This is a genomic window from Flavobacterium sp. CFBP9031, from assembly GCF_034044945.1.
Taxonomy (GTDB): Bacteria; Bacteroidota; Bacteroidia; order Flavobacteriales; family Flavobacteriaceae; genus Flavobacterium.
This window is the reverse complement of sequence record NZ_JAXCWF010000001.1, coordinates 739,069-759,394: the sequence shown is the minus strand read 5'-3', so window position 1 is coordinate 759,394 and position 20,326 is coordinate 739,069. Positions and strand designations below refer to the sequence as shown.

Sequence of the window (20,326 nt, the reverse complement as noted above, 5' to 3'; positions counted from 1 at the left end):
TCTCGTTTATCACAATTGTTGTCTTTCTTATATAGAGAGATAAAAAGATAAAAAGGTTGGGATGGGGGTGAAAAAAATATTAAAATATTTTTTTTGGGTTCAAAGGTTCAAAGGTTTTATTGTAATCGAATAGCTTTTACTTAATCGGTAATGTCAATTTATAGATTTTCGTTTCTAAAAGCTCTGTGTCATTGTCTTCGCAAAGCAAAAACTCGATTTTATTATTTTCTTTTTTGTATAAAGTTAGACCTTCAAATTTATTGGTTGCCGTAATTTTTTGAGTGAAATCTATTTTCATAGTTTTAACGTCTATTCTTCCAATGAAACTTCCTAAAATGTCTCCGTCATCATAAGTTGATTTGGTATCTTCGGCAGTTGAAAGGAAATAAATTTTATCATCGACCAACACAGCATCGGTAAAACTGGAACGGACGCCTTTTATTTTTGGCAGTTTGTAATTGACCGAAATCAGAGCAAATTCTTCTCCGAGATTTTTAGCGTGAATGGTAAAAATGGTGTTTTTGTTAGTGGCCCCATTTCCTCGATTGAATAAATACCAATTTTCTCCATCAAAAATAGCACCTTCCAGATTAAAATCTTCGGGTTTTATTTCTCCGAAATTCTGCATTACGGCATATAAATCGACTAAATTATTCTTTTGTAAAACCGTTTTCGATTTAATATCAAATTCAATCATTTTATTTCGGTTTTCGGTTGAACCAGAACCAAAAACATACAATGTGTCGTTATGATGCGTTAGGGATTCAAAATCAGGTTTTAGATTTTTCGGAATATTTTGCGTCGGATTGTCAATTAAAGCGTGTTGATTTAATTGCTGATTCTGCATATTGTATTCGTAAAGGAATCCGCTGTTGTCGCCAATTACATAAAGTGCATCGTTATTGTAAAATAATCCTGATGCAGAACCGATTCCGATAATTTGAAATAATATTTCTAAGGTGAATTTTTCCATGAAATGTTGTTTTGAGAGCTTCTGTTATTTTATTTTTTTTGTTTTACTGATTTTGAGTTATTAACTAACTCCATTGTCGCTTTATTTACAGCTTCACTTATTTTTATTAAAGAGTTTGAAACAATACATTCTGCAACACTTATATAGACTAAATTATCGTCGTCTGTCAAAATTTGATTATCCCAATCGGCTTGGCTTGAACTGTTCATCCCGTAGATTAAATATACAGGAGTTCCTTCGCTATAAAGTCTAACAGTTATTTCTACAGCTCTTTTGATAATTGCTTTTTCGATATCTTTCTGTTTCTCTGCATATTCAATTCTTGAAACACATTGGTATAGGGAACAGAATTTTACATTTTTCTTTTCAGGAATAAGACCTCTTGTTCCTTCAATTGACTTTAAATCCTCGTAACATTTTCCATATACTTTAATTAAAGCTTTTTCAGGATTTGAGTAATTTCCATCTTGACAGTAAGACTTATTTAAGAAAAGTAAAAATACAATTAGAAATATCTTTTTCATTATGAATTTGAAATACTTGAATTGTTATTTTGAAAATGAATGTCTAGCCCTGATAGAAATGGAAATACTTTGAAAAGAAATTGCATTTTTTCCTGACATAAGAAAGCGACCAACGGAAGCTCTTGTTATGGCTTTGGAAAAAAGCAGTTTATTGAAAAGTATTGCAATGAATAGCAGGAATATGCTTCGTAAAATTACTATATTTATAAGACAAAAATTGAAAAAGATATGAAATCAATAGATCCGAAAGATTTTAAAGTTGTAGATAAAATAAAGCTTAAAGAAATTCCAACTGTTTTGAATGTCAAAGCAGATGATGACGAAAAAGAAGAAAAATTAGATAAGGTACAAGCCAAATTAAGCGATTTGCAAGACGTAATGTACGCACACAACAAATACAGTGTTTTGATTTGTCTGCAAGGAATGGATACTTCGGGGAAAGATAGTTTGATTCGAGAAGTTTTTAAGGAGTTTAATCCGCGTGGAGTAGTGGTGCATAGTTTTAAAACGCCCACTTCAACAGAACTGGAACATGATTATTTATGGCGTCATTATATTGCATTGCCCGAAAAAGGGAAGTTTGCCATTTTTAATAGAACCCATTATGAAAATGTTTTGGTAACCCGTGTGCATCCTGAATACGTCTTGGCCGAAAACTTACCAGATATTAATTCTGTAGACGATATTACGTCTGATTTTTGGGAAAATAGAATTAAACAGATTAATAATTTTGAAAAGCATATTTCTCAAAACGGAACAATCGTAATGAAATTCTATCTGCATTTGAGCAAAGAAGAACAGCGTCAGCGTTTATTGCGTCGTTTGGAGGAAGAAAAACACAATTGGAAATTTTCTCCAGGCGATTTAAAAGAGCGCGGTTATTGGGATGAATACATGAAATATTATGAAGAAGCAATCAATAAAACATCGACTTCGCATGCACCATGGTATATTATCCCTGCAGATGACAAAGAAATGTCACGCTATATTGTAGCAAAAATTATTTGGGAAGAAATGAAAAAACATACCGATATTAAAGAACCTGAACTAGACGAAAAAACGGCTTCCAATATTGAATTGTATAAGAAAGAATTAGGAGAGAAATAATTGAACAATTGAGATAATTAGTCAATTTTATAATTTTTTGAACCCCGATAAGTTTTTAAAAACCTGTCGGGGTTATTTATATTTATATCTGAGAAAATTTTTAACTGTTTTGTAAATACCATTGGTCAAAACAAAAACGCAGTTCGTCAAACTAATTTTAATAGTGTTTGTGGTTTATGCTCCTTTGTTATTTGTTTCAAAAAATATAGGACTATTTTTGAAGTCAAATTTTCTCAATAAATTAACTATAAATGATTGCAATCAGTAAAAATAGGCATTGGATATTTTTAGTCTTTTTTTGGAGCTTGTTGGGTATCACGATTTGGGCGCAGATGATCGAAGATTACGATTTCTTTACCGCTACGATTCAGGCTGTTTTAGTTTTGTTTTGTTCTGCTGTTTTAGCTCATATTTTAAGTGATGTTATACTGCCCAAAGCGCTAAAACAAAATAAAATGAGCTGGTTTGCGGTACAAAGCGTTATTGTTGTGCTGCTTTTGGGATTTTGCCTGTCATTGATTTATATTGTTTTTTCTGATTCGGTTTTGAGAAGGAAAGCATATCCTGAAGCAGCAGATGTAGATTCTCTGCAATTTTTGTGGGCACGATTTTATGGCAACATTCCGTCAGCGATTTTAATTTGCGGTACTGCTTGCGGACTTCGATTTTATCAGGAACATAATGTCATCGAAAGAAATCATGCGCAATTACAGCAGGTTCATTTAGAAGCGCAAATTAAGATTTTGCAAGATCAGATTAATCCGCACTTAATGTTTAATGTATTAAACCATATTCATATTCTGATGCAAAGCAATGTAAAGTTGGCTTCAGATTTATTGGTTCAGTTTTCGGATATTTTGAGGTATCAATTGTACGAATGCAATAAGGAATATGTGCCTCTGCATCTTGAAATTAAATATTTAAAAGATTTAATTGCTGTTGAAGAAACCAGATGGGGAAATGAGCTAGAGGTTAAAAGTAAATGGAGTATTGAAAATGGACAGCTTCAGATTGTGCCTTTGCTTTTGGTTCCGCTAATTGAAAATGCTTTTAAACATGTTTCAAGGCTTCCGAACCAAAAAAGATATGTGCATTTGTCCTGCAAACAGCTCAACAATCAATTGAGTTTTAAAATCGAAAACTCTTATACAGAGCAATATAAAATATCTTCAAAAAATCAAGGATTAGGTTTGGAAAATGTAAAGAAAAGGCTGGAAATACAATATCCAGGAAAACACAATTTAAACATCCATAAAACCGATTCTGATTTTACTGTTGAAGTGACTCTAGATTTGAAATGATTTTTTGCCACAGATTATATTTTTTTGCCACAACTCGAGCGATAGCGACAGGCGAAGCAATTGCACGAATTAACGCGAATTTTTAATCTTGAAAATCTCAACATATTGCTTTAGTTATTAGCGTCCTTTTATAAAACTAAAACTTTGCGAACTTTGCGTAAATCTTTGCGCTCTTTGCGGTTAAAAAACAAATCTGCGTGAAAAAAACACCAAACCAGAAACAATAAACTATGAACATGAAATGTCTCATTATCGATGATGAACCCATAGCAAGAAACGGAATAGCAGATTTTGTTTCTAAAATTGATTTTCTAGAAACCGTAGCGACTTGTGCTTCGGCTCTAGAAGCGACTTCATATCTTGAGGAAAGAGAGATCGATTTATTATTTCTGGATATCAATATGCCTTATTTATCGGGATTGGAGTTTTTAGAATCTTTAGAGAATCCACCTTTAGTAATTTTTACAACTGCTTATTCAGAACATGCTTTAGACGGATACAGACTTCAGGTTGTAGATTATTTATTAAAGCCCATTACATTTCAGCGTTTTTATCAGGCTTCGTTAAAAGCAAAGCAATGGCATCAAATGATGAATTCTCCAAAACAAAGTCAATTAGATCCTTTTTTATATGTGCGTCAGGAGGAAGGATTTCAGAAAATTTCTTGGATCGATATTTTATATATCGAAGGAATGCAAAATTATGCTAAGCTTCATTTTAAAGATAAAGTGCTAATTATTCATCAAACGATGATATCATTAGAAGAAACACTCCCTGCAGAAATTTTCTTTAGAATCCATAAATCATTTCTGGTAAATGTTACACATATAGATTCTATTTCTGGCGGGCGATTATTTATAAAAGGACAAGAACTACCTATTTCAAGAACTCGAAGAGAAGTATTATTGAAAGAGGTAGTGTATAAAAACTTGTTAAGCAGATAGCTCTAGAATTTCCATTTTAGAGCTATTGCTCCATAAAAAGTAGTAGTGAATCTTGGATCTGCAATATTTTTTTCTTTAAAGATTTCTTTAATTTTTCGGTTCGTCGTCGAAAAACTTCGAACAAGAGTAGTTCCGCCAGTTGGTTCTAAAATCCAATGTTTTCCAAATTTCATCTGAGGTCTTAAGCCTGCAATTATCTGCTGATATCCGAGTAATGTAGATTTATTTCCAATTTTGGTTTCAGCTGTCATTCCGCTTAATTCAGCTACTGCTTTTAAGTCAAAATGATCAGACATTCGATAGCCTATTTCTACGCCTTCCGGAAAAGCAACCTTAAAATGTAAAGCTCCAGTAGATTCCCAGTTAAAATAAATTCCAGGAAGCACCATTGGAACACCAAAACTATTAGTCAAAACAGGACCTGCACCCAAAGCCAGTTTAGGGTTAAATTGTTTAATAAAAAGAATTCCCCCTTGAATAAGGAAATCATCTTTATTAATTTCGACCATGTCAGTATAAACACCAAGGGAAGCCATTATTAATAAAGACCATGAAGAAGAAATGGAACGTAAATGCTTAACTCCAATTTGCGTATTGAGTAATTCATTCGGAAATCCGCCTTGAAATTCTACTGGTAGATCTTGAATATTGTAATTTCTGTTTTCCATTTTGGCGTAACTGCTATTAAAAAATACAGACCAGAGTTTTGGATGATTGTATTTATCCATTTTTAAAGATAATGGTACTTCAAAAGCGATCTGTGATCTTTTAAAATTGCTTTCGGCATTTGTTTTCGTACTGTCCAATGGCCTTACATATTTAGAAAAAGGGACAAAATCGAGTTTAAATTCGCCTGAAATTCCCGATTGTGAGCGTGCAGCAACTGTGGCAAGTAAAAAAAGTAAAAGTTGCGATAGATAAAAGATTGTTTTGTTCATGATTTGATTAATTTTTCTGCGAATTACCGCGTTCCAAATCAATCCTGAAAAATCATTTGACTACTTGCACTTTTGTTTTGACCAATGGTATGTTGTAAAAATAAAAAACCCGACAGACTCTTGAGACCGTCGGGTTTTTACCAAAAACAAAATAATAAATTAAACCTATTTTTTATAGTTTAAAACCATAAGCAACACGCAATGCTACTTGATTGGTTCTAAAATCATGATAATCTTCGTAACGAACACTTAAGTCGATGTACTTGTTGGCATAACCAATTCCTGGAGCCCATAAAAAAGTTGTTTTATCGTAACCATTTGTTACCGCAAAACCAGCACCCAGTTCTCCTAAAACATAAAATTGATCTTTTAAGACAAAAGCTTTAAAACCTGCTTTGGCCGGAATAAATCCAAGATCTTTTATGTTGTTTCCAAGGTCATCTTTTCCCATAAATAGGTTTGTAAATCCCGTTGTTAAAGTCAAAGATGTTTTCTTAGAAAGATCATATTGTAAACGAACGTCTCCCCCAAGAGCCCAGTCGTAATCACCGTCGGTAGGTAATCCTCCATTTAATCCGACTCCTAATCTAAAACCCTGATCGTAATTTTCTACTCCGCTCTCTTGAGCAAAAGTTGTGTTGGCAAATAAAAACGTGAACGCAGCTAGACATAACATCTGTAATTTTTTCATGGCTTATATTTTTGAAATTTCTATGTTGTAAAATTATATTGGAGGCGTTTGGACTTTGTTATACAATTTTTAAAAATCGTTACATAATATTGAGTTCGTCTTATTTTTGTCTTAAAATTGGGATATATTTTTATTGATAGGATAGAATTCGAAGCTTCTGACTATCTTTGCGCACAAAATAGAATAAAAGTGAATTTAAAGCAGTACACCAAAGAGTTTTCGTATAATTTAAGACTAGCTTATCCCATAATTTTGGGTATGGTCGGACATACTTTAATTGGTATTGTCGATAATATAATGGTTGGTAAAATTGGAAGTACAGAATTGGCGGCAGTTTCACTGGGTAACAGTATGATTTTTATTGCGATGTCTTTAGGAATTGGATTTTCTACAGCTATTACGCCAATCGTTGCCGAAGGTGATGCGGAGAAAAACGATACCAAAATTCGTTCTGCCTTTCATCATGGATTATTTCTATGTACAATTCTAGGATTGGTACTTTTTACCGTTATCATGTTTGCTAAACCAATTATGGAATTGTTAAAACAGCCAGAAGATGTTATTGTTCTTGCAAAACCTTATTTAGGATGGGTAGCTTTTTCTTTGATTCCGCTTGTAATGTATCAGGGGTATAAGCAATTTGCAGACGGAATGTCTTTGACCAAATATTCTATGTATGCGATGGTAATGGCAAATGTGCTTCACGTAGGTATAAATTATGTTTTGATTTACGGAATCTGGATTTTTCCAAAAATGGGAATTATTGGCGCAGCATTAGGAACCGTAATTTCGAGAATATTTTTGGTAATGTTCATGCATATTATGCTTTCGCGAAGAGATGATTTAAAGCGATTTTTTAAAGGTTTTAGTTTTAATGAAATCAAAAAAACTATGATCAAAAAAATTATCAGTATCGGATTTCCTTCTGCAATGCAGATGCTTTTTGAAGTGGTTTTGTTTACCGCTTCGATCTGGCTTTGCGGGAACATCGGAAAAACAAGTCAGGCTGCCAATCAGATTGCTTTGAGTTTGGCTTCGATGACTTTTATGTTTGCAATGGGATTAAGTGTAACTTCTATGGTGCGTGTAAGTAACCAAAGAGGACTGATGGATTATAAAAAACTGATTGTTGTTGCCCGTTCTATCTTTTTGCTTGCTATAATATTAGAGACCGTATTTGCAATTTTCTTTATTATTTTCCACGATTATCTTCCATACATTTTCTTAAATATGGAAAATACAGGGCAGATTTTAGATAACGAAGAAGTTATTGGCATTGCTTCAAAACTGCTTTTAATTGCAGCTGTTTTCCAGATTTCTGACGGAATTCAAGTTGTTGTTTTAGGCGCTTTACGCGGATTACAAGACGTAAAAGTTCCAATGTACATTACTTTTGTAGCCTATTGGGTTATTGGTTTTCCGATTTCCTATTATTTAGGAGAACACACAGAACTGAAGGCGCAAGGAGTTTGGGTCGGACTTTTGGCAGGTTTGACTGCAGCGGCAATTTGTCTTTATATTCGTTTTCATTACTTGACAAAGAGATTAATTGCGAAATCAGATATAGAATAATTAAATTTGAAAAATATATTTCACTGATTTTGAAGATTAAAACAAGAGAAATCGGTTAAAAAAATAATAATCAATTACTAAAAAAATAAACACATATGGAATTACCTAAATTTTTACTTGGAGATAACACAGATTTTCCAGACGATATTTTTATCATTCACTTAGATTATCCAAGATTTATAATCAATTTGAAAGATGATGAGGTGGAGTTTTTAGAAGAAGCTGAAGATCTTGACGAAGCAGAATTAAATGCCGAAATGGAAGATTTAATTGAAAAAGCAAATGAGTTTTATGATAGAGAAATAAACCGTTACGAAGAGTAATTTGTTTCTCTAATTTTACGTTCTTATAACTATCTTAATGAAAAACTTACGTTTCTTAAAACCGATTTTTAGTTTCATCGCAATCGGATTATTGATTACCACTCTAAGTCGAGTATTTTTATTTTTTCTTTTTAAAGAAAGAGTAGTTCAAACGCCAGATTTCTGGTATATTTTTCCAATCGGTCTTCGAATGGATTTGATATTACTTTGTTATTTGTCGTTTCTTCCAGCATTACTAATTACCTTTTTGCCGAATAAATGGATAAAATTTACCAATAAGTTTCTGGTAATATATAGTTTTCTGTTTCTGTTTTTAATTCTTTTTGTAGAATTAGCTTCGCCAGATTTTGTAAAACAATATGATACACGTCCCAATAAGATTTTCTTAGATTATCTTATTTATCCAAAGGAAGTAGTAGGAATGCTTTTAAAAAGTTATCTGACTTCTATAATCGTAACATTTTTAATTTTAGGAGTTGCGCTTTATTTTGCTTTCAAAAAAGGAAAACAATTATTCTATACTTCAAGTGCAGAATATAAATTCAAGTTAATGATATTTCCATTAGTAGCTTTTTTATTGTTTTTTGGAGCACGTTCTAGTCTAACTTCAAAACGTCCTATTAATGCGAGTAATGCTGTTTTTTCTACCGATCAATTAACAAATGCTCTTGGATTAAATTCATTTTATACGGTTGCTTTTGCTGCCTATTCAATCAAAAATGAAGGAAATACAAAAATGTATGGAAAAATGGATGAAGCCGAAGCTATTGCTCGTGTAAAAAAATACATGATCGCAGGGCCGAAGGATTTTACCGATGCTGAAATTCCGTTTTTGCATGTCCAGCAACCAGATTCTTTATTGAAGAAACCTTACAATTTAGTAATCTTTTTGCAAGAAAGTTTAGGCGCAGAGTACGTTGGAATTTTAGGCGGAAAACCATTAACGCCAGAATTTGATAAATTATCTAAAGAAGGAACATTATTTACTAATTTGTATTGCACAGGAACCAGAAGTGTTCGCGGAATTGAAGCAGTAGTGACTGGATTTTTGCCTTCGCCATCTGAAAGTGTCGTAAGATTAGGAAATTCACAGCAAGGCTTTTTTACCTTAGCAGATGCTTTAAAACAAAAAGGGTACGACACCAGTTTCATTTACGGAGGAATGGCCAATTTTGATAATATGGCTTCATTTTTTAATGGAAATGGTTTTCAAGATATTGTTGATCAAACCGATTTTGAATCTGATGGGAATAAATATGCTTTTAAAGGAACTTGGGGATATTCTGATGAAGATTTGGTAACCAAAGCCAATCAGTATTTTAAATCAAAAGGAGATAAACCGTTCTTTTCCTTAATGTTTTCGACTTCTAATCACGAACCTTTTGAATATCCGGCAGGAAGAATTAAACCTTATGATAAAAAACCTAACACGGTAAATAATGCCATGAAATATGCCGATTTCTCTATTGGAAAATTCTTTGAAATGGCAAAAAAAGAGGATTATTTTAAAAACACAATTTTCATTGTAATCGCAGATCATAATACTAGAACATACGGCAAAAATTTAGTTCCAATAAATAAATTCCATATTCCAGCATTTATTATGGGGCCGGGAGTTCCAAAAGGAGCAGTTTATGACAGACTAGCAAGTCAAATTGATATTCCGCCAACATTGTTAGGGTATTTAGGAATGCCTTTTGAAACCCCAATGGTAGGACGCAACTTGACAAAATTAGATTCAAAAGTGCAAGGAAGATCTATTATGCAGTTTAATGACATTAATGCATTTAGAGTTGAGAATCAAGTTGTGATCATGCAGCCCAATTTGAAACCATTACAATTTGAAATCAAAAATGATACAACTTTAATTCCAGTTAAATTAAACGAAGATTTAGCAAAAGATGCCTTAGCGCATGTTATTACAGCAGGGAATTTGTATAAAGAGAGTAAGTATAAGCTTAGACCTAAAAAATAGGTTCAAAGGTTCAGAGTAACAAAGTAACAAAGTAACAAAGGTTCAAAGAAGCAGAGAAAAACTTTGCCACTTGAACCTTTGTTACTTTACACCTTTATTAAAATATAGTTTTAATAACTCATAAGCAGCTGCAAAAGATGAAATTTCATTGTTTTGCACTGCTTTTTTGTTTTCTTCCAATAATGAAATAATTTCAGGGCGGTTATAAAAATTCTGTTTCAATTGCTCATTGATGGTTTCCATCATCCAGAAATGGTTTTGTTCGTTTCTTTTGTCTTGGAAAAATCCTGATTCTTTTGTCAATTCTAAATAATTAGAAATCGTACTCCAAACTTCGGGAATTCCATCTTTTGTTAGCGAACTGCAAGTGGTTACTTTAGGCTGCCAATTTGATTTTTTTGGAGGAAATAAATGTAAAGCACGATTAAACTCTAATTTCGCCTGATTGGCTTTTTTTACATTGTCGCCGTCTGCTTTGTTGATTACAATTGCATCAGCCATTTCCATTATACCTCGTTTGATACCTTGGAGTTCATCGCCTGCACCAGAAATTTTTAAAAGTAAAAAGAAATCGACCATACTGTGAACAGCAGTTTCACTTTGGCCAACACCGACTGTTTCGATAATTATAGTATCAAAACCTGCGGCTTCACAAAGAATAATCGTTTCTCGGGTTTTTCGAGCCACTCCTCCTAAAGTTTCTCCAGATGCACTTGGCCTAATAAAAGCATTTTCATCTTTAACCAATTCTTCCATTCTGGTTTTGTCACCCAAAATACTTCCGTGTGAAAGCGAACTGCTTGGATCAACGGCCAAGACCGCTACTTTTTTTCCAAGTTCAGTTAGATGTTTTCCAAAAGCTTCAATAAAAGTACTTTTTCCAACACCGGGAACTCCAGTAATTCCAATTCGAATTGATTTATTGGCATGAGCCAAACAGCCTTGAATGACTTCGCCAGCTTTTTCAAAATGATCTGGATTAGTGCTTTCGATTAAAGTAATAGCACGGCTTAAAGAAGTTCTATTGCCGCCTAAAATACCATTAATTAATTCTTGCGAAGAGGGTTGCTGTCTGCGTTTATTTTTAATTTGATTGATAGCCAAAATATTGGTGATTTCGGGAGGTGAAATTCCAGCTTTTTCAGATATGCTACCAGTTTGTTTATTAGAATTTGACAAAACGCACTTTTTAGAAATGTAAAAGTACAGAAAACAAAGACAGTTTCAAAAAGTTAGTTTGCCACGACCCGAGCGATAGCGAACAGGCGAAGCAATTACACGAATTTCCGCTAATTTGTTATTCTCAAAAGGAGTAAAAAAAAGTTTGCCACGAATTCACGAATTTTCTTTTTAAAATCTTTATCTAATATTATTCGAATTAATTCGAAAAAAATAATCTCAAAGATTTTAAAAAGAAAATTCGTGAATTCGTGGCTGAAGAAAATTAATATCCAGCTGTAAAGCGTACTTGATGATGTTTTGGAGTTTCTACTTCATCAGCAATTACAACCGCTAAATCTTCTACAGATAAGATACTTCTTTGCTCATCATTGAAAACCGGATTTTCTAAACCTAAACGGTATTTTCCAGTTCTACCTGTTTTAGTTCCAGCATGCATTTCAAAAGCAGGGCTAAAAAATGCCCAGTCTAAATCTTTTTCTTCTTTAATGATATTTAAATAATGTCTTGCAGCGTTTGCACCTGGGAAAATCTCTTTTGGAAAATCTGGAGTATCAACCGCTTGTAAATCTGGAGCAACATATAAACTTCCTGCACCACCGATAGTGATAAAACGTTTAACCCCCGATTTTTTAACCGCTTCCTGAATAGCTTTAGATCCCGCTAAAAAGTCATCGTAAATATTCGGGTTAGTCCATCCCGGATTATAAGCATTAACCACAACATCATGACCTTTTAAGATCTCTGCCAAAGCATCAACATTAAAGATATCTGCAGCAACCCAAGTAGCGTTTGCTGTGTCTTTTGGAGTTCTTGCGATAGCAGTGATTTCGTGTTTTCTGTCTGCTAATTCGTTTAAAATTGCTGAGCCAACAAATCCTGTAGCTCCAATAAGTGCGATTTTCATAATATATAAATTTATTTAGTAATAAAAAATGTTACAGTTTAGGTTAAAAAAATAGTTTTAAAATTGATTCGAAAAATCTTCCAATGAAATACCTTCCAGCTGTAAGCTAACTTTCTGATTCATTTCGCTGTATAAATTCTCCAAATGCTGATTGATGTTTTTTCCAACAGGACAATCAGGATTGGGTTGGTTTTTAGCAAAACCTAAACCAATAGTTTCAAAGGTCATTTCGAATATTTGTTTTAAAGTCAGTTCGGCAGCATTAACCGCCAATTTTGTACCGCCATTTTTTCCTTCTTTACTTTCTACAACATGATGCGCTTTTAGGTTGGCAATTTCTTTTCGAACCAAAACAGGATTTAAATTAATACTTCCCGCAATAAACTCCGATGATAAATAATCATTAGGGAATTTATGCAGCAGAGTAAGAATGTGAATAGTGATGGCAAATTTACCTGAAATCATACTGTAATAAAATATGTTACAAATTTACATCTTTTTGTAACACAAAATACTAATTTAGCTATTTTTTTTGAAATGTATGATGAGTGATTGGTAAAAAATGACTGATATTCAGTAAGAAGCGATTGATTTTCATTGAAATGTTATATGTTTAACAAAAGAAAATCAGTAGTTACGATTCAGTCAAAAAGCGAATTACTATTTACTTTTCACTAATCACTAAATTAGAAATACTTATTTTTGTCTTGATCTTACTATATGAACAACTTCATTCTAATATTTCTCTTTCTTTCACTCGGATTGATTTTACAGCGAGTAAAACAATTCCCGACTCATATTTACAAAACGCTCAATAAAATTGTTATTTATTTCTGTCTTCCAGCGGTTACTTTATACCATATTCCGAAGATAAAATGGAGTAGCGAATTACTGTTTCCGATAGGAGCGGGGTGGATTACTTATATTCTGGCTTTTATTTTTTTTCATTTTTTGGGAAGAAGAAATGGCTGGTCGAATAAACTGATTGGATGTTTGATTTTGACGGCAGGATTAAGTAACAGTTCATTTCTCGGATACCCAATTATTGAAGCCTTGTTTGGTAAGAAAGGCCTAGAAACGGCAGTTTTGGTAGATCAGCCCGGAACTTTTGTTGTGGTTTCAACACTTGGTGTTTTTACAGCCGCTTTTTATTCTAAAGGAAGCCCAGATGCTTTCGGTATTTTTAAAAAGATTATTTTGTTTCCTCCTTTCATAATGTTTGTTATCGCTTGTATAATGAATATTTTTCGAGTTGATTTAAATGAAAATTTTCAATCAGCATTATTAAAAATTGGAAGTTTGGTAACGCCTTTAGCTTTGCTTTCGGTTGGTTTGCAGTTAACTTTTGATAGAAAAAGCCAGCATTGGAAATTTTTGCGATTGGGGCTTTTCTTTAAACTGCTTTTAATTCCTTTTGTGATTTTTGTGCTGTATGTATTTATTTTTGACCAGCATTCTGAAGTCATAAAAATCACTATAATGGAAACTGCTATGGCACCAATGATAACCGGTGCAATCTTAGCTTCAACATACGGATTAAAGCCAAAATTAAGCAGTATGATGATTGGTTTCGGAATCCCGATTTCTTTTGTAACGCTTGCTTTTTGGTACTTCATTCTAAGTTTTATCTAGGAGTAAAATACTAATTATATCGATAAAGTAGAATTTTAACTTTTTTTTACCTTTTGAATGTTTTCTAAATGCATTTTTTAGTTAATTTTAGATGAACTAAAAAAATATAAATTATGTCAACATTAAGATTAGGCGATATAGCTCCAGATTTTCAGGCAGAAACCACACAAGGACCAATTAATTTTCACGAATGGTTAGGAGATTCTTGGGGTGTTTTATTTTCTCATCCAGCAGATTTTACTCCTGTTTGTACTACTGAATTAGGAACTGTAGCGAACTATGTTCCAGAATTTCAAAAAAGAAATACTAAGGTTATTGCTTTGAGTGTAGACGGTTTAGACTCGCATAAAGAATGGATTAAAGATATTAACGAAACTCAAAATACAGAAGTAAATTTCCCAATTATTGCCGATGAGGATAAAAAAGTAGCAAATCTATATGATATGCTTCATCCCAATGCAAGTGATAAATTCACAGTACGTTCTGTTTTTGTTATCGGTCCAGATAAAAAAATCAAATTGACTTTGACATATCCAGCTTCTACAGGAAGAAATTTTGATGAATTACTCCGTGTAATTGACAGCTTACAATTGACAGCGAATTACAGCGTTGCAACACCAGCAAACTGGAAAGATGGAGAAGATGTTGTAATTGCACCAGCAATTCCAGATAGTGATATTCCAGCAAAATTCCCGAAAGGACACACACCAATCAAACCTTATTTGCGTTTGACACCGCAGCCGAATAAATAGTTTTTTTGAGGTCCTAAGATACTAAGGTGCTAAGGTTCTAAGTTTTTTTTTCTTAGAATTTTAGCATTTTTGTTTTTATGAAAGCAAAGAAAATTAAAAAGTGTTGAGACTTTCAATTTATGAAAAGTTCAACACTTTATATATAAAGGCTTAGAACCTTAGTAGCTTAGCATCTCAGAACCTTACTTGGCTGCCAACAAAGCATTCATTCTTTTCTTGTCTCCTACAACCCACAGAATGTCATTTTTCTCCAAGATCAAACTAGATTCAGGATTTAAGATACGATTTCCGTTTCGTTCAATTCCTACAACCATCCCATCTGTTTTGGCTCTGAATTGTCCGATGCTTTTTTGAATAAATTCGTCTTGAGAAACTTCAAGCTGACGTAAAACAATATCGGTTTCTTCTACTTTTGCAGGCGGTTCTGTTTCGTTTTGAGTTAAGAATTTTGTAAATTCTGTAATTTGAGCATCAGTTCCGATTACGCAAATTTCGTCGCCTGGAAATAAGCGTTCGGTTTTAGTAGGAATCGGAATTGTGACTTCTCCTCGCTTAATGTAAGCGATATTAATTCCTAATTGCTCACGAATTTTAAGTTCTTGTAAAGTTTGTCCGACCAGATTAGATTCCTTTTTAATTTCGAAGAAAGACATGTGTCCGTCCCATGGCATTAAATTAGCATATCTTCTGTCGATCTTTTTGTTTTCACGATCGTTAAGATTCTTCAAAAAGTGACTTTCAATTCTGTGGTATTGCTCGTTTAATTTTTTAGGAAAAAGTTGATAAGCTCCAATTGCAATAATCAGGGCGACGAAAGCAACCAAAGGAGAGAAGAAAATATTCAATAAAAATCCGACAAAGAATAAACCAAGGCTCATTCTAATCAAAATAAGCATTAACAGTGCGCCTCGATATTTACGTTCTTCCCAAAGAGCTTCAACTTCATCTACTTTTACACGACGAAGCGAAAGCGCCCATAAAAACGGTGCAATTACAACCAAAGTTAGTAAAGCGGCCAAGGTATTTCCGAATCGTGTATCGGCTACTAAAGGCGCTACAAATTTAGATGACAATAATATGATAGCAGTAATAATGATCGTATGAAGAACAATTTGAGTAATCGAAGAACGAAGAACAATCTGCCAAGTACTGACAGATTTAATCGCTTGCGCATTCACACTATAACGGTTAATATTTTTAACCCATCTTTTAGGCATTTTTGCTTCTAAAAAGAAAGCAAACCGCTCTGAATATTTAATTAAGAAAGGAGTAGTAAATGTAGTAATTGCAGATACTGCCACGATAATAGGATATAAGAAATCGCTGGTAACTTTTAAAGTCATTCCAAGAGTAGCAATAATAAAAGAGAACTCTCCAATTTGAGCCAAACTCATCCCAGTTTGAACAGATTGTTTTAAAGGTTGGCCAGAAATTAAAGCTCCTATAGAAGAACTGAATGCTTTTCCGAAGATGGTCAATAAAGTGATTATAGCCACAGGAAGAGCATAATTTACCAAGGTAATCGGATTGATTAACATTCCTACTGATACAAAGAAAACAGCACCAAAGAAATCTTTTACCGGCTGAATTAAATGTTCGATTTTTTCTGCCATTGTAGTTTCAGCAATAATAGATCCCATAATGAAAGCGCCTAATGCTGGAGAGAAACCAACATTTGAAGCAAAAATCACCATCATTAAACATAAGGCTAATGAGATAATGAGCAGCATTTCGTCTGTTAGCAAATGTTTTGCTTTTTTGAAGATGGTTGGAATAATAAAAATTCCTCCTAAGAACCAGATGATTAAAAAGAAAACAAGTTTGAAAACTGATTGCAATAATGCGGTTCCAGAAACCTGATCGCTTACGGCAATAGTTGATAATAAAACAAGCATTAAGATGGCAACGATATCTTCTACAATTAAAGCTCCGAAAACAATCCCGACGAATTTTTTTCCTTTAACTCCCAATTCGTCAAAAGCTCTAATGATAATGGTTGTGGATGAAATAGAAAGTGTGGCTCCTAAGAAAATACTATCCATTTTTCCCCAGCCCATCCATTGCCCAACACAATAACCGATTACGGTCATAAATAGAATCTGGGTTATGGCGGTGACAGACGAAGTCCCTCCAACCTTCATTAGTTTCTTAAAGCTGAATTCGAGTCCTAAACTGAAAAGTAAAAATATAACCCCGATTTCGGCCCAGACTTCAACACTTTTCATGTCGGTTATGGATGGGAAAAAATCAAAATGGTTTCCAGCCAAAAAACCTGCAATCAGGTAGCCTAAAACCAAAGGTTGTTTCAATCTTCTAAATAATAGAACGGCAATTGCGGCAGTCATTAGGATTAAACCTAAATCACTAATTAAAGGTTGTAAGTGGTGTGTAGTTTCAGCAGCGGCGCTTAGTGCAATCATAGGTGGTATTTTAGTTTCAGTGAGCTTGATCCAGCTTTTTATTTAAAGTTTTTTGTTCAAACTCTGGCTTTCTGAACAAAACGACTTTTTTAATGTAATTCACTGAACTCCAACTAAAATAAAGTTAAGTGAAGTAATCTGGACTACCCCGGGTTAAATAAAAAAAGCTATCTCGATAAAGATAGCTTTTTTTGATAAAATATTTGGTGTTTTTCTTAAATTCCTGTGTAGTTACTAGGTGTTATCGCTAATAATTCTGCTCTAACTGCATCTGAAACTTCCAAAGTTGCAATGAAGGTATGAATTGCATTTTTGTCAATTGCTTCATTCGTTCTAGTCAAACCTTTTAAAGCTTCATACGGATTTGGATAAGCTTCGCGACGTAAAATTGTCTGAATAGCTTCAGCCACAACTGCCCAGTTTCTCTCTAAATCTTCAGCAAATTTGTTTTCGTTTAAAAGTAATTTGTTTAAACCTTTCAAAGTTGCTTCAAAAGCAATAATAGTATGTCCGAAAGGAACACCAACATTACGTAAAACAGTACTGTCAGTTAAATCACGCTGTAATCTCGAAATTGGAAGTTTTGCAGCCAAGTGTTCGAAAATTGCATTTGCAATTCCTAAGTTTCCTTCAGAATTTTCAAAATCAATTGGATTTACTTTATGAGGCATTGCAGACGAACCAATTTCTCCAGCTTTAATTTTTTGCTTAAAGTAATCCATTGATACATATGTCCAAATATCACGATCTAAATCGATGATGATCGTATTGATTCTTTTTAAAGCATCGAAGAAAGCTGCAAAATGATCGTAATGCTCGATTTGAGTTGTTGGGAAAGAATGTTTTAAACCAAGATCGGTTTCAACAAATTTATTTCCGAATTGTTTCCAGTCAATTTGCGGGTAAGCTACGTGATGTGCATTAAAGTTTCCTGTTGCTCCTCCAAATTTAGCAGCAAACGGAATATTGAATAGCAATCGCATTTGCTCTTCTAAACGTTCTACAAAAACCAAAATCTCTTTTCCTAAACGAGTAGGAGAGGCTGGTTGTCCGTGTGTACGTGCCAACATCGGGATGTCTTTCCATTCAACACTCAATTCTTTTAATTTTGCAATTACTGCGATTAAGGTTGGCATGTAAACTTGCTCAAACGCTTCTTTTGTAGAAAGCGGAATAGCAGTGTTGTTAATATCTTGAGATGTTAATCCGAAGTGAATGAACTCTTTGTACTGAGATAAACCTAATTTCTCAAAAGCATCTTTAATAAAGTATTCAACTGCTTTTACGTCGTGGTTGGTTACTTTTTCTGTTTCTTTAATCCAAAGTGCATCTTCTGTTGAGAAGTTTTTGTAGATATTTCTCAAGCTTTCAAATAAACTAGAGTCAATACCTTGTAACTGAGGTAATGGAATTTGGCATAAAGAAATGAAGTATTCCACTTCAACCAGAACGCGGTATTTTATTAAAGCTTCTTCAGAGAAGAAAGGTGCTAAATTTTGAGTTTTATTTCTATATCTTCCGTCAATTGGCGATATAGCATTCAATTCGTTTAGAGTAGTCATTGTGATGTTGTTTTTTCGAAAGGTGCAAATATAAGCTATTGTTAAAACTTCTGAAAGCTATATTGATGCTTAAATTATGGTTTTGAAAATTTTATCCCAGATTGTAAAGTAAAAACCGTAATTGTGAGATTCATTTTTATGATGATCATTATGAAATTTAGTAGTCGATATCCATTTTGTGAAGTAATTGTTGTACCAGAAAGATGGAAATATGTCTTTTTTTAAATGTCCAAATATTCCATAAGAAAGATTGAGAATCAAATAAATAATGATGCTCAGATAATTAAAATTAAAAATCGTAATTAAAAACAGCCATATAAAACCGAAACCTAGAGTTTCTATCGGATGAAGCACATATAAACTATAAACATTCGTTTCAACATGTGTATGATGCAGTTTATGAATGGGGTAAAGCCATTTTAAATGATGAACCAGAAAATGAAAAATAAACATAAAAAGATCCATTAAAAGAATCAATAAAAGTGTATCAAAAATGATAAGTTTTAAGGACCCAGAAAAATCTACTTTCAGTATTCCGTAGCGATATAATTCAAAACCTATTAAAGTGATGAATGTGTTACAAAGCAGTGTAGAAAATACCCATTTTCGATCTTTATTCTTTAAAACGGTGTTCTCAGATTCGATTACTTTTCCAATTAAAACAGATAAACCTACTAACGCTGCATTTTCTATTAAAAAGAAAACAAAGAGCCAGAATATATTAAACTGAAATAACTGTTGTAACCAGCTTTCAAAAATCATGTTGTTTTTTCTAAGTTCAGTAATTTTTCTCTTAAATCGGCGACTCCTTCAGAAGCAAATTTGGCAATGGTTTCGACTTTGTTTCGAAGGTTCGGAATCGAAATTGGTTTCGGATCAATATAAAAAACCGGTGTTGTACTTGGAGTATAAGCAATTAATCCAGCAGCTGGATAAACCTGAAGCGAAGTTCCAATTACGGCAAAATAATCTGCGGTTTCTGTAATGTCAATAGCTTCTTCAAGTGCAGGAACTTCTTCACCAAACCAAACAATATGCGGACGCAATTGATGCCCGTTTGTATCTAAATCTCCAGTTTGCAAATCTTCGGTCCAGTCTAAAATTAGATTTTTATTTTGTGTGCTACGTACTTTTAATAATTCGCCATGCAAATGCAAAACATTTGTGCTTCCTGCACGTTCATGAAGATCGTCAACATTTTGAGTGATAATTTGTACGTCAAAATCTTTTTCCAATTCAGCCAAAATGATATGCCCAAGATTTGGATTGACTTCTTTTAACTGCTGACGTCTTTTGTTGTAAAAATCCAGAACCAATTCTTGATTTTTATGCCAGCCTTCTGGAGTGGCAACTTCCATTACATCATGACCTTCCCATAAACCATCACTGTCTCGAAAAGTTTTAATTCCGCTCTCAGCACTTATTCCTGCTCCTGTTAAAACAACAAGTTTCTTTTTCATTTTTAGTTTAATTAAAAGATAAAAATAGTGATTTCTTTGTTCAAATGTCTAGTAAATAAAGGGTAT

Annotated in this window: 19 protein-coding genes; 8 read left to right on the top strand and 11 right to left on the bottom strand. The window is 33.4% G+C overall.

Annotation, left to right across the window (positions count from 1 at the left end; genetic code table 11):
* Positions 1-136 precede the first annotated feature (136 nt).
* Together SOM12_RS03270 and SOM12_RS03265 are read right to left on the bottom strand one after the other, a co-directional pair.
* Positions 137-973: a DUF6929 family protein gene (locus SOM12_RS03270; protein WP_320492377.1), complete on the bottom strand. Its 837-nt coding sequence runs from the start codon at positions 971-973 to the stop codon at positions 137-139.
* 29 nt (positions 974-1,002) lie between these two features.
* Positions 1,003-1,497 (bottom strand): hypothetical protein, encoded by a 495-nt coding sequence (locus SOM12_RS03265; RefSeq protein WP_095931096.1) that lies wholly within the window; start codon positions 1,495-1,497, stop codon positions 1,003-1,005.
* Positions 1,498-1,725: 228 nt separating this feature from the next.
* On the opposite strand from SOM12_RS03265, the gene SOM12_RS03260 reads away from it, so the two are divergent.
* The 3 genes from SOM12_RS03260 to SOM12_RS03250 all read left to right on the top strand — a co-directional run bounded on the left by SOM12_RS03260 (position 1,726) and on the right by SOM12_RS03250 (position 4,849).
* The gene (locus SOM12_RS03260) at positions 1,726-2,604 is read left to right on the top strand and encodes a PPK2 family polyphosphate kinase (RefSeq protein WP_320492375.1); all 879 of its coding nucleotides are present in this window, start codon (positions 1,726-1,728) and stop codon (positions 2,602-2,604) included.
* 251 nt (positions 2,605-2,855) lie between these two features.
* Complete coding sequence (locus tag SOM12_RS03255) at positions 2,856-3,905, top strand: sensor histidine kinase (protein WP_320492374.1); 1,050 nt, start codon at positions 2,856-2,858, stop codon at positions 3,903-3,905.
* A 230-nt stretch (positions 3,906-4,135) separates the two neighbouring features.
* Positions 4,136-4,849: a LytR/AlgR family response regulator transcription factor gene (locus tag SOM12_RS03250; protein WP_172426940.1), complete on the top strand. Its 714-nt coding sequence runs from the start codon at positions 4,136-4,138 to the stop codon at positions 4,847-4,849.
* A gap of 2 nt (positions 4,850-4,851) precedes the next feature.
* Here the strand turns inward: SOM12_RS03250 and SOM12_RS03245 are convergent, their stop codons facing one another.
* Entirely contained in the window at positions 4,852-5,787 is a 936-nt protein-coding gene (locus SOM12_RS03245; protein WP_320492373.1) for a DUF6268 family outer membrane beta-barrel protein, read from the bottom strand.
* 172 nt (positions 5,788-5,959) lie between these two features.
* Complete coding sequence (locus SOM12_RS03240; RefSeq protein WP_095931092.1) at positions 5,960-6,478, bottom strand: hypothetical protein; 519 nt, start codon at positions 6,476-6,478, stop codon at positions 5,960-5,962.
* A 189-nt stretch (positions 6,479-6,667) separates the two neighbouring features.
* On the opposite strand from SOM12_RS03240, the gene SOM12_RS03235 reads away from it, so the two are divergent.
* The 3 genes from SOM12_RS03235 to SOM12_RS03225 all read left to right on the top strand — a co-directional run bounded on the left by SOM12_RS03235 (position 6,668) and on the right by SOM12_RS03225 (position 10,348).
* Positions 6,668-8,050 (top strand): MATE family efflux transporter, encoded by a 1,383-nt coding sequence (locus SOM12_RS03235; protein WP_320492372.1) that lies wholly within the window; start codon positions 6,668-6,670, stop codon positions 8,048-8,050.
* Positions 8,051-8,145: 95 nt separating this feature from the next.
* Positions 8,146-8,373: a hypothetical protein gene (locus SOM12_RS03230; RefSeq protein ID WP_095931090.1), complete on the top strand. Its 228-nt coding sequence runs from the start codon at positions 8,146-8,148 to the stop codon at positions 8,371-8,373.
* 37 nt (positions 8,374-8,410) lie between these two features.
* Complete coding sequence (locus tag SOM12_RS03225) at positions 8,411-10,348, top strand: LTA synthase family protein (RefSeq protein WP_320492371.1); 1,938 nt, start codon at positions 8,411-8,413, stop codon at positions 10,346-10,348.
* A gap of 81 nt (positions 10,349-10,429) precedes the next feature.
* Here SOM12_RS03225 and meaB read toward each other — a convergent pair whose 3' ends face one another.
* The 3 genes from meaB to SOM12_RS03210 all read right to left on the bottom strand — a co-directional run bounded on the left by meaB (position 10,430) and on the right by SOM12_RS03210 (position 12,899).
* Positions 10,430-11,527 carry a methylmalonyl Co-A mutase-associated GTPase MeaB gene (meaB, locus tag SOM12_RS03220; RefSeq protein ID WP_320492370.1) on the bottom strand — a complete coding sequence of 366 codons (1,098 nt, stop codon included), beginning with the start codon at positions 11,525-11,527 and terminating at the stop codon, positions 10,430-10,432.
* A 265-nt stretch (positions 11,528-11,792) separates the two neighbouring features.
* A complete protein-coding gene (locus SOM12_RS03215) occupies positions 11,793-12,434 on the bottom strand; it encodes an NAD(P)-dependent oxidoreductase (protein WP_320492369.1) in 642 nt (213 codons plus the stop codon).
* Positions 12,435-12,491: 57 nt separating this feature from the next.
* Complete coding sequence (locus tag SOM12_RS03210; protein ID WP_095931086.1) at positions 12,492-12,899, bottom strand: RrF2 family transcriptional regulator; 408 nt, start codon at positions 12,897-12,899, stop codon at positions 12,492-12,494.
* A gap of 255 nt (positions 12,900-13,154) precedes the next feature.
* Between SOM12_RS03210 and SOM12_RS03205 the strand changes: the two genes are divergently transcribed.
* The gene (locus SOM12_RS03205) at positions 13,155-14,066 is read left to right on the top strand and encodes an AEC family transporter (protein WP_320492368.1); all 912 of its coding nucleotides are present in this window, start codon (positions 13,155-13,157) and stop codon (positions 14,064-14,066) included.
* A 113-nt stretch (positions 14,067-14,179) separates the two neighbouring features.
* Positions 14,180-14,818, top strand: coding sequence for a peroxiredoxin (locus tag SOM12_RS03200; RefSeq protein WP_248727929.1), 639 nt, complete (start codon positions 14,180-14,182; stop codon positions 14,816-14,818).
* A 182-nt stretch (positions 14,819-15,000) separates the two neighbouring features.
* Here the strand turns inward: SOM12_RS03200 and SOM12_RS03195 are convergent, their stop codons facing one another.
* The 4 genes from SOM12_RS03195 to SOM12_RS03180 form a co-directional block, all read right to left on the bottom strand.
* Entirely contained in the window at positions 15,001-17,238 is a 2,238-nt protein-coding gene (locus SOM12_RS03195) for a cation:proton antiporter (protein WP_320492367.1), read from the bottom strand.
* A 215-nt stretch (positions 17,239-17,453) separates the two neighbouring features.
* Complete coding sequence (gene purB / locus SOM12_RS03190; RefSeq protein ID WP_320492366.1) at positions 17,454-18,800, bottom strand: adenylosuccinate lyase; 1,347 nt, start codon at positions 18,798-18,800, stop codon at positions 17,454-17,456.
* A 69-nt stretch (positions 18,801-18,869) separates the two neighbouring features.
* Complete coding sequence (locus SOM12_RS03185; RefSeq protein ID WP_320492365.1) at positions 18,870-19,562, bottom strand: sterol desaturase family protein; 693 nt, start codon at positions 19,560-19,562, stop codon at positions 18,870-18,872.
* On the bottom strand, positions 19,559-20,260 hold the full coding sequence (locus tag SOM12_RS03180; RefSeq protein WP_320492364.1) for an NAD-dependent deacylase: 702 nt from the start codon (positions 20,258-20,260) through the stop codon (positions 19,559-19,561). The genes SOM12_RS03185 and SOM12_RS03180 overlap by 4 nt, the downstream gene beginning before the upstream one ends.
* Between the last annotated feature and the right edge of the window lie 66 nt (positions 20,261-20,326).

Bases quoted from the DNA above. Each gene is read 5' to 3' on its own strand.
- SOM12_RS03270 (WP_320492377.1), bottom strand. From the start codon at position 973: ATGGAAAAATTCACCTTAGAAATATTATTTCAAATTATCGGAATCGGT.
- SOM12_RS03265 (WP_095931096.1), bottom strand. From the start codon at position 1,497: ATGAAAAAGATATTTCTAATTGTATTTTTACTTTTCTTAAATAAGTCT.
- SOM12_RS03260 (WP_320492375.1), top strand. From the start codon at position 1,726: ATGAAATCAATAGATCCGAAAGATTTTAAAGTTGTAGATAAAATAAAG.
- SOM12_RS03255 (WP_320492374.1), top strand. From the start codon at position 2,856: ATGATTGCAATCAGTAAAAATAGGCATTGGATATTTTTAGTCTTTTTT.
- SOM12_RS03250 (WP_172426940.1), top strand. From the start codon at position 4,136: ATGAACATGAAATGTCTCATTATCGATGATGAACCCATAGCAAGAAAC.
- SOM12_RS03245 (WP_320492373.1), bottom strand. From the start codon at position 5,787: ATGAACAAAACAATCTTTTATCTATCGCAACTTTTACTTTTTTTACTT.
- SOM12_RS03240 (WP_095931092.1), bottom strand. From the start codon at position 6,478: ATGAAAAAATTACAGATGTTATGTCTAGCTGCGTTCACGTTTTTATTT.
- SOM12_RS03230 (WP_095931090.1), top strand. From the start codon at position 8,146: ATGGAATTACCTAAATTTTTACTTGGAGATAACACAGATTTTCCAGAC.
- SOM12_RS03225 (WP_320492371.1), top strand. From the start codon at position 8,411: ATGAAAAACTTACGTTTCTTAAAACCGATTTTTAGTTTCATCGCAATC.
- SOM12_RS03215 (WP_320492369.1), bottom strand. From the start codon at position 12,434: ATGAAAATCGCACTTATTGGAGCTACAGGATTTGTTGGCTCAGCAATT.
- SOM12_RS03210 (WP_095931086.1), bottom strand. From the start codon at position 12,899: ATGATTTCAGGTAAATTTGCCATCACTATTCACATTCTTACTCTGCTG.
- SOM12_RS03205 (WP_320492368.1), top strand. From the start codon at position 13,155: ATGAACAACTTCATTCTAATATTTCTCTTTCTTTCACTCGGATTGATT.
- SOM12_RS03200 (WP_248727929.1), top strand. From the start codon at position 14,180: ATGTCAACATTAAGATTAGGCGATATAGCTCCAGATTTTCAGGCAGAA.
- SOM12_RS03195 (WP_320492367.1), bottom strand. From the start codon at position 17,238: ATGATTGCACTAAGCGCCGCTGCTGAAACTACACACCACTTACAACCT.
- purB (WP_320492366.1), bottom strand. From the start codon at position 18,800: ATGACTACTCTAAACGAATTGAATGCTATATCGCCAATTGACGGAAGA.
- SOM12_RS03185 (WP_320492365.1), bottom strand. From the start codon at position 19,562: ATGATTTTTGAAAGCTGGTTACAACAGTTATTTCAGTTTAATATATTC.
- SOM12_RS03180 (WP_320492364.1), bottom strand. From the start codon at position 20,260: ATGAAAAAGAAACTTGTTGTTTTAACAGGAGCAGGAATAAGTGCTGAG.